The sequence below is a fragment of the uncultured Litoreibacter sp. genome (genome assembly GCF_947501785.1).
Classification (GTDB): domain Bacteria; phylum Pseudomonadota; class Alphaproteobacteria; order Rhodobacterales; family Rhodobacteraceae; genus Litoreibacter.
Window position 1 is genome coordinate 2,482,923 of record NZ_CANMXB010000001.1, and the last position, 13,582, is coordinate 2,496,504.

At 58.7% G+C, this 13,582-nt stretch carries 11 protein-coding genes; 1 reads left to right on the forward strand and 10 read right to left on the reverse strand.

Translation table 11 applies throughout. The annotated features are described in order from the left end of the window. Positions 1-78: 78 nt before the first annotated feature. The 4 genes from Q0899_RS12445 to Q0899_RS12460 are packed head-to-tail and all read right to left on the reverse strand — an operon-like array spanning position 79 to position 4,487. Complete coding sequence (locus Q0899_RS12445; RefSeq protein WP_298294351.1) at positions 79-1,065, reverse strand: branched-chain amino acid ABC transporter permease; 987 nt, start codon at positions 1,063-1,065, stop codon at positions 79-81. Between the two features lie 57 nt (positions 1,066-1,122). Next, positions 1,123-1,662 carry a hypothetical protein gene (locus tag Q0899_RS12450; protein ID WP_298360754.1) on the reverse strand — a complete coding sequence of 180 codons (540 nt, stop codon included), beginning with the start codon at positions 1,660-1,662 and terminating at the stop codon, positions 1,123-1,125. Continuing rightward, positions 1,655-2,476: an ABC transporter ATP-binding protein gene (locus Q0899_RS12455; protein ID WP_298294359.1), complete on the reverse strand. Its 822-nt coding sequence runs from the start codon at positions 2,474-2,476 to the stop codon at positions 1,655-1,657. Before Q0899_RS12455 ends, Q0899_RS12450 begins: the two co-directional genes overlap by 8 nt. 55 nt (positions 2,477-2,531) lie before the next feature. Beyond that, positions 2,532-4,487, reverse strand: coding sequence for an AMP-binding protein (locus Q0899_RS12460; protein ID WP_298294364.1), 1,956 nt, complete (start codon positions 4,485-4,487; stop codon positions 2,532-2,534). A gap of 158 nt (positions 4,488-4,645) precedes the next feature. Between Q0899_RS12460 and Q0899_RS12465 the strand changes: the two genes are divergently transcribed. After that, entirely contained in the window at positions 4,646-5,875 is a 1,230-nt protein-coding gene (locus Q0899_RS12465) for a PAS-domain containing protein (RefSeq protein WP_299193156.1), read from the forward strand. A gap of 211 nt (positions 5,876-6,086) precedes the next feature. On the opposite strand, the gene fdhF is transcribed toward Q0899_RS12465, so the two are convergent. From fdhF to Q0899_RS12495, 6 genes are all read right to left on the reverse strand, one after another. Next, the gene (gene fdhF, locus Q0899_RS12470; protein ID WP_298294371.1) at positions 6,087-8,849 is read right to left on the reverse strand and encodes a formate dehydrogenase subunit alpha; all 2,763 of its coding nucleotides are present in this window, start codon (positions 8,847-8,849) and stop codon (positions 6,087-6,089) included. Positions 8,850-8,939: 90 nt separating this feature from the next. Then, positions 8,940-9,674: an SDR family NAD(P)-dependent oxidoreductase gene (locus Q0899_RS12475; RefSeq protein ID WP_298294374.1), complete on the reverse strand. Its 735-nt coding sequence runs from the start codon at positions 9,672-9,674 to the stop codon at positions 8,940-8,942. Then, positions 9,671-10,249, reverse strand: coding sequence for a DUF3833 family protein (locus Q0899_RS12480; protein WP_298294377.1), 579 nt, complete (start codon positions 10,247-10,249; stop codon positions 9,671-9,673). Before Q0899_RS12480 ends, Q0899_RS12475 begins: the two co-directional genes overlap by 4 nt. Positions 10,250-10,252: 3 nt before the next feature. Further along, positions 10,253-11,491, reverse strand: coding sequence for an MFS transporter (locus Q0899_RS12485; protein WP_299193159.1), 1,239 nt, complete (start codon positions 11,489-11,491; stop codon positions 10,253-10,255). Beyond that, positions 11,488-12,246, reverse strand: coding sequence for a DUF1365 domain-containing protein (locus Q0899_RS12490; protein WP_298294383.1), 759 nt, complete (start codon positions 12,244-12,246; stop codon positions 11,488-11,490). Before Q0899_RS12490 ends, Q0899_RS12485 begins: the two co-directional genes overlap by 4 nt. Continuing rightward, positions 12,243-13,538, reverse strand: a complete 1,296-nt coding sequence (locus Q0899_RS12495) for an FAD-dependent oxidoreductase (protein ID WP_299193163.1) — start codon at positions 13,536-13,538, stop codon at positions 12,243-12,245. The genes Q0899_RS12490 and Q0899_RS12495 overlap by 4 nt, the downstream gene beginning before the upstream one ends. Positions 13,539-13,582 lie beyond the last annotated feature (44 nt).

The following is a 13,582-nucleotide window of genomic DNA, read 5'->3' on the forward strand; positions in this document are numbered from 1 at the left end:
CAGAAATCCCCTATGAAGGTTGCCGGGTGGGTGGGTGTCGTGGAACGCAGTGACACGCAGTCACGCACACGCAACGGATCAAACACGCTCAATGATCTTCTCCCCAAACAGCCCCTGCGGTCGGAACACCAGGAACAGCAGCGCCAGCACATAGGCGAACCAGTTCTCCGTCGCGCCGCCCACCATGGGCCCGATCAAAAATTCAAACAGCTTCTCGCCGACCCCGATGATCAGCCCGCCGACAATCGCGCCGGGGATCGAGGTAAAGCCGCCCAGCATCAGCACCGGCAGCGCCTTCAGCGCGATCAGCGACAGCGAGAACTGGACGCCCGATTTGGCCCCCCACATGATCCCCGCAACAAGGGCCACGAAGCCTGCGATGGTCCACACCAGGATCCAGATGAAGTTCAACGAAATGCCGACACTCAAAGCCGCCTGGTGGTCATCCGCCACCGCCCGCAGGGCGCGGCCCTGCTTGGTATATTGCGAGAACATGATCAGCCCCGCCACCAGAATGATCGCCACAATCGTGGCCGAGATATCAAGGTTGTCGATAAAGAACCCGTAGCCAAAGGCCTCAAAGGTCGTTTGGTCGATCCAGTCGTTGATACCTTGCGGCAGGCCCACATCCAGCTTCTTGATGTCGGACCCCCACATGATGTCGCCCACGCCTTCCAGCACGAAGGCCAGACCGATGGTCGCCATAAACAGCAGGATAGGCTCCTGGTTGACCAGATGTCGGAAGATGTAGCGCTGCACCAGCCACGCAAACACCGCCATCACGATCACCGTTAGGAAAATCGCCACCACCGCCGGAACATGCCAGCCAAAATGGTGCAAATCTGTGCCGAATATCGCGTTGATCAAATGGGCAAACGGAATTTGCCCCTCCATGATCCCCACCAGCGTCAGCGCCGCGAACAGCGCCATCACGCCTTGGGCGTAGTTGAATATCCCCGACGCCTTGAAGATCAGAACGAACCCCAGCGCCACCAGCGCGTAAAGCACACCCGCCATCAACCCGTTCAGGGTCACTTCCATCGCAAATAGTAGTTGGTCCGGCATTACGCGCACCCCCGATGTCTCAACATTGCAATTCCTCGTTGTTTTGGCAGGCGATGGTTACGATTCAAGGTCCGTCTCCATCACATAGAAAATCGGCAGCGTGCCGTCCTCGCGGGCGTCACCGAACATGTCGATGCGCGGCTCGCGCCACTCGGTGCTGCCCATATTGATGTTGCGCACACCCATCCGGATGGCGGCCAAATCTTCGTACCGTCCGCTGGCCCGGCTCTTCTCTGCCCAGGCCTCAGCCGGGGCAAACGCATCGCCCCCGGACGCCTCGGTCTGGATCATCATGCAGGTGACCGAGTTGCTGGCCACCACCATCACCAATGGCTGGTCGGGGATCGCGTATTGCATCCCCTCCATATCCGGCATCCACGCGACATCCCCAAGCGAGGTCGGCGTGCCCTCAGACAGACCTTCCGTGATGAACGGTGTGATATTTTCCATCGGAACCAGACAGCGGGTTTCAAATTCGTCCCACGCGCTCGCATGGGCACCCGTCGTCAGCAGTCCGGCCAGCATCATGGCGGCACAAACTGTCGGTACAACCTGTGTACAGGGTGTGTACGCGTTGTGTACGCCGATTTTAGTCATGGCTGACCCCCAGATAGGCGTCGATCACCTCTTGGTTGTTGCGCACCTCATCCGGGGTGCCGTCACCAATTTTCTTGCCGTAATCCATCACGACCACCCGGTCGCTGAGGTCCATCACCACGCCCATGTCATGTTCGATCAGCGCGATAGTGGTGCCGAATTCGTCATTCACATCAAGGATGAAGCGGGACATGTCCTCCTTCTCCTCGACGTTCATGCCGGCCATAGGTTCGTCTAATAACAACAACTTAGGCTCGGCCGCCAACGCGCGCGCCAGCTCCACCCGCTTCTTGAGACCATAAGGCAAACGCCCCACAGGCGTTTTGCGGATCGCCTGAATTTCGAGGAAGTCGATGATCTTTTCGACGACCTCCCGATTCTCAACTTCTTCCTGTTCGGCTTTGCCTTTCCAGAAAGATTGGGCAAACAGCCCCGTCTTCATATGCGTCAGCCGCCCCGTCATCACGTTGTCAAGCACCGACATCCCGTTAAACAGCGCAATATTCTGAAACGTCCGCGCAATCCCCTGCGCCGCAACCTGATAAGGCTTCATCGACGGCCGCCTCGACCCGCGAAACCAGACCTCACCCTCTTGCGGGTGATAGAAGCCAGAGATCACGTTCAGCATCGACGATTTACCGGCGCCATTTGGCCCGATAATGGCACGTATTTCGCCTTCATGGATATCGAAGGAGATATCCTTGATCGCGACCACGCCTCCGAACCGAAGCGTGATATTCTTCATCTCCATCAAGGTATTACCGATCTGGCGACCATCCGCCGTCACGTAATTTCCACCACTCATATCATTCATATCCAGACCTCACGGGATGGTGGGCGGGGCGAAGGTGAAACCGAGCGTCGATCCATCATTCTGCCGCCATCTTCACAGGCGAAAACACCTTGGCGTCCCGCAACTCCAAAGTTGCTTTGATCGCCCCTTTGCGGCCGTCCTCATAGGTGACTTCTGTCTCGGTTGAGACAGTGTCGGACCCATCGTAAAGCGCAGCAATCAAGTCGGCGAATTTCTCTTCGATGATCCGTCGGCGCACTTTCAACGTCCGCGTCAACTCGCCGTCATCCGCATCCAGCTGCTTGTGCAGCACGAGGAACCGGTGAATTTGGCAGCCCGCCAACATCGGATCTTCCGCAACGGAGGCATTCACCTCTTCGACATGGCCCTGAATGGTCGCCAACACCTGCGGGTGACCTGCAAGTTCCTGATAGGAGGAATAGGCAATGTTGTTGCGCTCCGCCCAGTTCCCAACAGCCGTCAGGTCGATGTTGATGAAGGCTGCACATTTGTCCCGGCCATTCCCAAAGACCACGGTCTCCAGAATATTAGGGAAGAACTTCAGCTTGTTTTCGACATATTTCGGCGCAAACAATGCCCCGTCGGCCATTTTGCCAACGTCCTTTGCCCGGTCGATGATCCGCAGGTGGCCGCTCTTTTCTTCGATGAAGCCGGCATCCCCAGTCGCAACCCAGCCTTCGGCATCCTTGGTGTCGGCCGTACTTTCCGCATTCTTGAAATACTTCACGAACACGCCAGGAGAGCGGTAAAACACTTCGCCACTCTCTGCGATTTTCAGCTCCACACCTGGCGACGCAACGCCCACCGTGTCGGAGCGCACCTCCCCGTCGGGCTGCTGCGTGATAAACACGCACGCCTCGGTCTGGCCGTAAAGCTGCTTCAGGTTGATCCCCAGAGACCGGTAGAAATCAAAGATCTCAGGGCCAATGGCCTCACCGGCGGTGTAGCCCACGCGGACGCGAGAGAAACCCAAAGTGTTCTTCAACGGCCCGTAGACCAAAAATTCGCCCAGCTTGTATTTCAGCCGATCGGCGAACCCGACCGCCTTGCCATCCAGCATGTCCGGTCCGACCTTCTTGGCATGGGCCATAAAGTGGTGGAACAGCCATTGCTTGAATTTTCCGGCGTCTTCCATGCGGATCATCACATTGGTCAGCTGCGTTTCGAACACACGCGGCGGAGCAAAATAGTATGTCGGCCCGATCTCGCGCAGATCGCTATGCATCGTGTCAGGGCTTTCGGGACAGTTGACACAGAACCCTGTCCAATAAGCCTGCCCGATGGAGAAGATGAAATCACCGACCCACGCCATTGGCAAATAAGCCAGAATTTCGTCGCCCGGACGCAGGTGATCAAATTCAGACGAGTTCTTCGACGTCTCAATCACATTCCGGTTTGACAGCACGACACCTTTCGGCCGGCCAGTCGTCCCGGAGGTGTAAAGCATCACACATGTCGTGTCGTAGTCCTGCCGCTTGGCCCTGGCAGCCAGCTCGGGCGCATGGGTCTCTTTCGCGGCGAGGCCGTTTTCCTGCAATGTCTGGAAACGCGTCAGCTTTTCGTGATCGTATTTCCGCAAGCCCCGCGGGTCCAGGTAGACGGTATGATCCAAGCCCGGAAGCTGATCCTGAACATCGACCACCTTGTCGACCTGTTCCTGATCCTGCGCGATGACGAACCGCGCACCGCAATGGTCCAAAACATAGGCGATCTCGTCGGCAACGGCGTCTTGGTACAACGGCACCGGCACTGCGCCACACATTTGTGCGGCGACCATCGACCAGTAGAGGTACGGCCGGTTTCGACCGATGATAGCGACATGGTCGCCTTCATTGATACCCAGCGTCATCAACCCAAGCGCAAGCGCCTCGATTTCTTTCGCGGTTTCCGCCCAGGTCCAGCTTTGCCAGATCCCGAATTCTTTCTCACGGTATGCGGGTTGCCCGCCATGCTGTGCGACGTTCTTTGCAAGCAAGGCAGGGACTGTTTTCGTCCCCGATGTAGTGGCCATTTCGGCTGTCACGTAATGTCCTCCCTGGTAGCCAATTCCGGCTGATTTTGCGGGATACGTGATTCCCGCACATCAAACTCGCGGCAACCTCTAGACCTGTCAAATCTTTCGTAATATTGTCATAAATGTACCCAAATGTTACAGCTCTGGAGTGTGTGATGCAGCTGCCCGATATTCGCCACAGGTCACAGGACACGTCGGTTCTGCTGAGGTCCGGACTGAATCTCATTCAGCAGGCGCTTTCGATCTACAGCAATGATTTGAAACTGGTTTTTGCCAATCAGAGGTTCCGTGCGATGTTCGGATTGTCACCAAACCTCTGCGAACCTGGCGCGGCGTTTTCCGACACAATCACATATTTGGCGGAGACCGGCGAATACGGAAAAATTGACGACATCCCATCTTTTGTCCAAGAGCTCGTCCAGAAAGCCCTCACCTTTGAGCAGCACTATATCGAGCGCAGACGGTCAAATGGCAGATGGATTTCCGTCGAAGGCGGCCCATTGCGCCAGGGTGGATGGGTCACGGTGTACACCGACATCACTGACATCAAGCGCCAGGAAGACATGATGCGCGCCAGATCGGACGAGCTGTCCGACAAGCTGCTCGACCGGTCTGAAGAGTTGGCCAAGACGAACCGGGCGCTGGAAGCAACGATCAGCAGGCTGCATGAAACTCAACAACATCTCGAGGCGACCGAGGCCCGGGTCCGGCTGGCGGCTGAAACCACGCCTGCCCACATCGCGCGCCTCGACAGAGAAGAGCGGTACACCTACACCAACCAGCGCCTGCCCCTGTCGGCCGCGAACGGAGCCGAAGATATTATTGGCCACAAGGCACAGGACATACTTGGACCCGAGATCTACCAGGAAATTGCGCCAGCGTTGCACGCCGCGCTCGGGGGAAATGCTAAGGTCGTCGAATTCACCTTGCCCGAAGACGGCCGTGTCATCCGCTCCGCTTTCACGCCTGATACAAGTTCGAACAACACGGTCACCGGCGCCTACATCCTATCGACCGACATATCTGCGACGCGGCAGGACGCCCAGCTGGATCGCCCTTTGCAGACGCAATCCGCCCAATTCGGATCTTGGACTATTCGGTTTGATCTATTTGAGTTGCTCCCAAAAGCAGGTGGCAAGTCGGTCCCATTGTCACTTGCCGAGGCCTCGCTTCTGAAGCTGTTCCTCGCAATGCCGAACCGGCTGTTGTCGCGCGATGAAATTCTAAGATCACCTGACATCCAAATTGAGTCCGTTCGCGCGTTGGATGTCCGGGTGTCCCGCCTTCGCCAGAAGCTGAAAGACGACGCCAAATCGCCCAAGCTGATCCGCACCATTTACGGTGCAGGGTATATCTTTGTGGGTGAGGTGGATTGGCAAATCTAGCGGGCAGTAGGCGCGCCCCACCCTTTATGCTATCAAATCCAGATGGATATCATTGCACTCGGGTTTTACGCGGTCGTTTGCGGCTGTCTTAGCATCTTCGCGCCGCAACTCGGCACGTTATATGTACGTCTGGGCGTCGGCGCCGCCGTTGGCGCCGTTTCAGCTATCGTATTGCCACTGATACGCGGCGCATTCGGCAGCTACTAAGCGACTACTCCGCCGCAACTGCTTCCGCCGGTTTTTCAACCCGCACGGCCGAGAACTTGAACTCGGGAATTTTCCCGTAAGGGTCCAACGCGGAGTTTGTCAGGATGTTCGCCGCCGCTTCCACATAGGCAAATGGCAGGAACACGTTGTCTTCCGACACCGCGCGGTCAGCGCGGGCCATGACAGTGACCGAGCCGCGACGCGTGGTCAGCTGGATCATACCACCTGGCTCAACGCCCAGCTTGCGCAAGGTCTTAGGGTGCAGCGAACAGTTCGCCTCGGGCTCCAGCCCGTCCAGCACCGTCGCACGACGGGTCATGGAACCCGTATGCCAATGCTCCAGCTGCCGACCGGTGATCAAAATGAACGGGTAGTCCGCGTCAGGGCTTTCATCCGGCGCAATCACGTTAGCCGGGGTAAACCGCGCACGGCCTTCAGGGCGCGGGAAACCGTCGCCAAATACAATCGGCTGGCCGGGGTCTTCGGGGCTGAGCGACGGATAGGTCACGGCCTCCCCTTCCAGACGTTCCCATGTGATGTTGTCCAGCGACCCCATGTTCATCTTCATCTCGGCGAAGACCTGTTTGGGGTGGGTGTAGTCCCAGCCCAGACCCAGCCGTTTCGCCAGTTCGGTCTCAATCCACCAGTCCTCCTTGGCCTCACCCGGAGGCTGCACCGCAGGGCGACCCATTTGCACCTGACGGTTGGTATTCGTCACGGTGCCGGTCTTCTCCGCCCATGCCGATGCAGGCAGGATCACGTCCGCATAGTTCGCGGTTTCCGTCAGGAAGATGTCTTGCACCACCAAATGATCCAGCTTCGCCAAAGCGTCGCGGGCGTGGTCCACATCAGGGTCGGACATGGCAGGGTTTTCGCCCAGCACATACATGCCTTTGATCTCGCCTGCATGGATCGCATCCATGATCTCAACCACCGTCAGGCCTTTTTCGTTGGAGAAGTCGTCAGACCCCCAAACCTCATTAAACGCCGTCCGCACGCCGTCATCAGTCACACTCTGATAGTCCGGCAGGAACATGGGGATCAGCCCTGCATCAGACGCACCTTGCACGTTGTTCTGCCCACGCAGCGGATGCAGCCCCGCGCCCGGACGACCGACATGGCCACACATCAGCGCCAGCGAGATTAGGCAGCGGGAGTTATCCGTGCCGTGGATGTGTTGCGACACGCCCATACCCCAGAAAATCATGCCAGCCTTGGCACCGGCCCAAACCCGCGCCACGTCGCGCAGCACGTCAGGCTCAATGCCGCAAATCTTCGACATTTTGTCGGGCGAGAACCCCTTGAGATGCGCTTTCATCTCGTCCCAGTTCTCGGTGAAGCCCGAGATATATTGTTGGTCGTACAGCTCTTCTTCCACGATCACATGCATGATCGCGTTCAGCATCGACACATCCGCGCCGGGCCGAAATTGCAGCATATGCGACGCGTGGCGCTTCAGCCCTTGGCCGCGCGGGTCCATAACAATCAGCTTGCCGCCACGCTTGGTGAATTGTTTGAAATACGTGGCCGCAACGGGGTGGTTTTCCGTCGGGTTCGCCCCGATCACAATTGCCACGTCCGCGTTTTCAATCTCGTTGAACGTCGCGGTCACAGCGCCGGAGCCCACGTTTTCCAACAACGCGGAAACCGAAGACGCGTGGCACAGCCGCGTGCAGTGATCGACGTTGTTGTGTTTGAATGCCTGCCGGATCAGCTTCTGGAACAGGTACGCTTCCTCGTTCGAACATTTCGCCGAACCAAAGCCCGCAATCTCGCGGCCTCGGCCCTTCATACCATTCGCGGCGAAGTCCAGTGCCTCATCCCACGTCGCTTCCCGGAAGTGGGTGGACAGATCCGAGGGGTCCACATTCAGCCCCTTCGCCGGCGCGTCGTCGCGGCGGATCAGCGGTTTCGTCAGGCGGTGCTTGTGGTCGATATAGTCGAACCCAAAGCGGCCCTTCACGCACAAACGGTTCTCGTTCGCGGGGCCGTCAATGCCATCCACCCAAGCGATCTTGTCGTCCTTGATCTTGAACGACAGCTGGCAGCCAACACCGCAATAGGGACAAACCGATTTCACTTCACGGTCGAAGTCTTTCAGGTCACCTTGCTGGTTCTCATCAACTGCAGTCGACGGCATCAAAGCACCCGTTGGGCAAGCCTGCACACATTCGCCGCAGGCCACACAGGATGACGCGCCCATCGGGTCGTCAATATCAAACACCGGATAGGCATCATGCCCACGACCGGCCATCCCGATCACATCGTTGACCTGAACCTCGCGGCACGCCCGCACGCACAGCCCGCATTGAATACAAGCATCCAGGTTCACGCTCATTGCGACATGGGAATTGTCCAGAAGCGGCACACGCTCAACTTCAAGCTCCGGCAGGCGGCTGGAGGACACGCCTTGTTCATCCGCCATGTCCCAAAGGTGAGAGGACTTGTCATGCGCCACGTCACGCTCCGGCTGGTCGGTGACCAGCATCTCCATGACCATGCGCCGCGCGTTGGTTTCCCGCTCACCTTGGGAGGAGACAACCATCCCCTCAGATGGCTCGCGGATGCAAGACGCGGCAAGCACGCGCTCGCCCTCAATGCCTACCATGCAAGCACGGCAGTTGCCGTCGCTGCGGTAGCCTTTCTCAGGCTTGTGACACAGATGCGGGATGGTGGTGCCGACCCGCTTGGCGACCTCCCAAATGGTCTCGCCCTTTTCGGCCTCAACCTCTTTACCGTCCAAAGTGAATTTGATGCTGTCAGACATAATGCGGGTCTCCCTTGCGCGGAGTATAGACCCGAGGAGGCGCTCAATCAGCCCTCCACACGCGACTTGAACACGCCGATTTGCGGCGTGCTACTTGCCAAACACCCGAAAATAAAGCCAATCCGGCAGAAACTGGCTGCCCCTGAACAGCAAACTGAACAGAGTCGGGAAGCTGCGTTTGAAACCGCCCGATTGCATGTGCTGGAACATGATTTCCGCCGCCTCGTCAGGTTCCATAATGAACGGCATGTTGAATTCGTTCTTGTCGGTCAGCTGGGTTTTGATGAAGCCCGGGTTGGCCACCTGCATATCCACCCCCGTGCTGCGCAGGTCGCATTCCATACATTCCGCAAGGCTCATCGCGGCGGCTTTAGATGCAGTATAGCCAATCGACCCCGGCAGCCCCCGGAACCCTGTAAGCGACGAAGTGATAACGATATGCCCTTCGTCCCGCGCCACCATCGGGGCAACGACATGACCCAGAACGCGCACCATGCCGGTGAAGTTGATGTCCACCATAGCGGTCGCCTTTTCAACGTCCCACTCCTGCGCCGCCATCGGCCAGTAGACGCCTGCCAGATGCACGTAGCCGTCAATCTCGCCAACCTCGTCCACGGCCCGCGCCACGTCCTCCGCATCACTAACATCCATCGTTACGTAGGACGCGTTCGGGCCAATCTCGGCAACCGCGGCTTTCAGGTCATCTTCGCTGCGCGCAGAGATCACGACCTTTGCGCCCACCCGCGCCAGCTTGTGCGCCAGAGCCTTGCCAAGGCCGGCAGAGCCGCCGACCAACCAGTACCGTTTGCCCGAAAACTCCCTCACGCGGCCTTTTTCACCTCGACATCTACCTTGCGCATGGTCGCCACCAGCTCGGCAACTTTGATGCCGAACTTGCGGAACTGGCTGCGGTTCATGATGGACCCGTTCTCAACAACATACATCCAGTCAACCGCATCCAGCACGTGACCGCCGGCGCTGTCGGGCAACTTCAGTTTGTACAGCAGCTGCAACGCATGGCCTTTGGCCATACCCTGCCCTTCACCGATGACATCTGGTGCCGTCGCCTTGACCGACCCGTCATTACCCAGCGCCAGCGTCCAACACCGGTCCTGCGTCGATCCGTCATCATAACGAAAATGCTCCGTCATGGTGCCAACATTGCCTTCCCAGGTGACGTTCATGTCCGCCACAAAGCGCGAAGTCACCTTGCCCAGCGGCCCATATAGAACCCCTTCACAGATCAACGGCCCATTCAGATGCTCACGCACATTCAAGACATGGCCGTGTTCGACGTAATCGTCAGGGTGCTGCGAGATGAACGTCATCTTGCTTCGGCGCAGATAAGCCAGCGACAGCACAATTGCTGCGCCGACAAGGAGATAGGTGAGAGCTTCCATAAGTCAGTCCTCCAGTGGGGTGGCGGCCAGAAGGCCAATGGCTACGAGTTTCAGGATGCACGGCACCAACGCGTATAAGTACGTCAGCGTGCTCAGGGCTGTTTCAGGATTGTTCGTCGCACCAGAGGTGAAGCCCGCCAGCTGCAAGATTGGCAACAGCACGGCGGCGGCGAAGGCGAGGGTAAATTTCGACACAAGGGACCACAGCCCGAACCCTTGACCCCCGTTGGGAGAGACCTGCGCCATGCGTCTGGCGAACATCGCCGGAAGCAGGGTCAGATCAGCCCCAATAGTTGCGCCCGACAGGACGCAAATGATGGCAAACAGCCATACGTCACCGGCCCCAAGGGCCAGCACACAGGCATAAAACAGAATGGCCAGAACCATGGCGCTCAGCAGTGCGCGCTTCGGCCCAACACGGTCCGACAGGCGCGCCCAAAATGGGCTCGACGCAGCGGCAGCGAAGAAAAAGAGCACCAGCAAAGGTCCCTCCCACCCCGGCGCATCAAGGCGGCTTTCGACGTAGAACAGGAACAGGGTCGACGACACCGCCACAGGCGTCGCGTTGACCAACGCCAGGATCAGCAGCCGCTTGGCCACCGTGTCATTCAGAATCGCGCGGATCGGCGTCGGGTCCTGCGTCCCGCCGCCCGTCCATTCCGGCGTCATCCAAATCAGCGCAGCCAGCACGAACAGGCCGAAAGACACCGCAAAGATCGCAAATGGCGCGTCCACCACCGGCTCCAACACGCTGGGTGCAACTGCGGCCAAACAGACGCCCAGCAAGGCCCCCGTTTCCCGCCACGCCGCGAGCCGCGTATGCCCGTCATTCATTGAGGACGCTTTCGTCACGCCCTCCGCATAGAAGTTGATCGACATGAAGCTAAACGCCGTGAACAGCCCGGTAATTGTTAGCCCGAACCACCACACCGCGCCTATCGGCGGCTCTATCGCGAACAGCCCGTACATCGACGCGGCCAGCACCAGTCCTGCAAACCAAACCGCCAAGCGGCGCAGCTTGCCCAGCCTTTCGCTGACCCAGCCCAAAACGGGGTCTTGCACCACGTCAAACAGCCGCAACCCGAACAGCACGGCGCCCAGCAGGGTCAGGTTGATCCCAAAATTGTCGGCGTAGAATTTCGGCGCGTAAATATAGATCGGCAACCCAGCGCCAGACAGCACTGCGCCGAACAGCGACCACGCCGGCAAGCGGGCCGCTTGTGCTTGGATCACGGCGCTCATCTTGAAACGTCTTCGGTCGGAGGCACCGGACGGGTGCGGAACATCGCGCCCTTCCACCACAGTTTGAAGGCCTGCCAATGGATCAATCCAAGCACTCGCCGGGACCCCAAAGGCCGCCGCAGGCAGGCGCGTAGGATTGATGTGTTAGACAGCGGCGCCCGCTTGCCCGTAAGTGTCGCCAACAGCCCGTTCTCACCCGCGTTGTAATCGATCCAAATACCGATCTTGTCGTCGCGAATGTCGAAGCGGAACTTGTAGCCGCCTTCGACCGGCTGAAACGGCGAGACGTAGAAAATCTTGGTCGCAGTCAGTGTGTCCGTGGCCGCGATGATCCGTTGGTCCTCATGGGCGCAGAGGTATGAATGCCGGTCGCCATAGGTGTTGCTGACCTCTGGCACCACGACCCGCAAGCCGCCATTCGCATCAAAGCCCAACCAGAAGGACACCGGGTTAAACACATGGCCCAACACGCGCGGCTGCGCCAACAGCGCGACGCGCTCAACAACGTCAGCCAGCCCATGCGCCGCCAGCACCTCACGGAACCAAGCGGCGCCGCTGCCGTCTTTGGGCGCGCCACCGTGGTCACGGTCCCACAGCGACACCAAATTCCCACCATTGCGCGAGAACAGCGCAGGCCCGAGGGCCGAAGCCTCAGGGTCCAGCATGACGTAATCCACGCCGTAAGAGAACGCGTTCTCAACGCTGCCCTTCCGCCCGTGGAACGTGGTTCCCGCGATATGGTGGATCTGGCTCAAGCCGCAACCGCGCCCGTGTTGAACGCGGTCATCGCGTCAGCCACGTCTACCGCGCTTGCCAGCCCGTCCTCGTGGAAGCCATTCTTCATCCATGCGCCGCAGAACCACGTGCCGTTGGTACCGTTCATCGCCGCAATTTTCTGCTGCGCGTCCAAAGCGGCAATATCGAACACCGGATGCATGAACATCTTGGTGTCATAGATCAGCTCTTCCTTGATCGGGCGGTTGGAATTCAACGTGATGAACATCTCATCATCCGCCGGAATGTCCTGTAGCGAGTTCATCCAATATGTCAGGTCAATCTGGTCCTGCGCACCGGTCGCCGCCTCGCAATAGCTCCAGCTCGACCACACTTTGCGCCGCTTCGGCATCATCGACGCGTCCGCATGCAGCACAGCCAGATTTGGCTGGTAACGCACCGCACCCAGCGTCGCTTTTTCATGCTCAGACGCATCCGCCAGCATATTCAGCGCCTGATCGGAATGGCAGGCAAACACAACCTCATCGAACTGCTCAGCCACACCACCCTCTGGCGTCACCTGTACGCCCAGCACATCGCGCGAGACTGATGCCATCGGCGCGCCCAGACGGATATCAACCCCAGCTGAGGCCATCTGCGCCTTTAGCCGGTCAACATACTGCACCGAGCCACCCTGAACCGTTCGCCACTGATGCTGGTCGTTATACCCCATCAGCCCGTGGTTCTTCATGAAGCGCACAAGCGCCTGCGCGGGGAACTCCAACATCCGCTCCAGCGGAGTGGACCAGATCGCGCCGGTAAACGGCAGCAAATAATGCTCCCGAAACCAACGCCCGGTGCCCAGAATACTCAGAAACTCACCGACGCTGACGTCGGACGTCTCCGACAGCGCACCAGCTTTGGTGTTGAACCGGTTAATATCGCTCAGCATGCGCAGGAATCGGGGGTCCACCACGTTTTTGCGCTGCGCAAAAATCGCGTCCACGCTGGCCAGCCCGTATTCCAAACGGCCCCCGGCAATCGACGCGCCAAAGCTCATGTTGCTGTTAACCGTCGGCACATCCAGATCGGCAAACAGCCGGGTCAGATGTGGGTAGTTCACCTCGTTGTACACGATGAACCCGGTATCCACCGGCTGGTCGCCCCGCTTGCCCGCCAACACTGTGCGCGCGTGCCCGCCCAAACGCTTCTCGGCCTCGAACAGGGTGACCTGGTGATCGCGCGACAACAGGTCCGCCGCGCCCATCCCAGATATCCCGCCACCTATCACTGCAATTCGCTTCGGCATTACGGGGGCATTTTCAAAGGGCATTCAGGTCTCCAGCACGGATTATTTTGTTATAAGTCATACGGTCA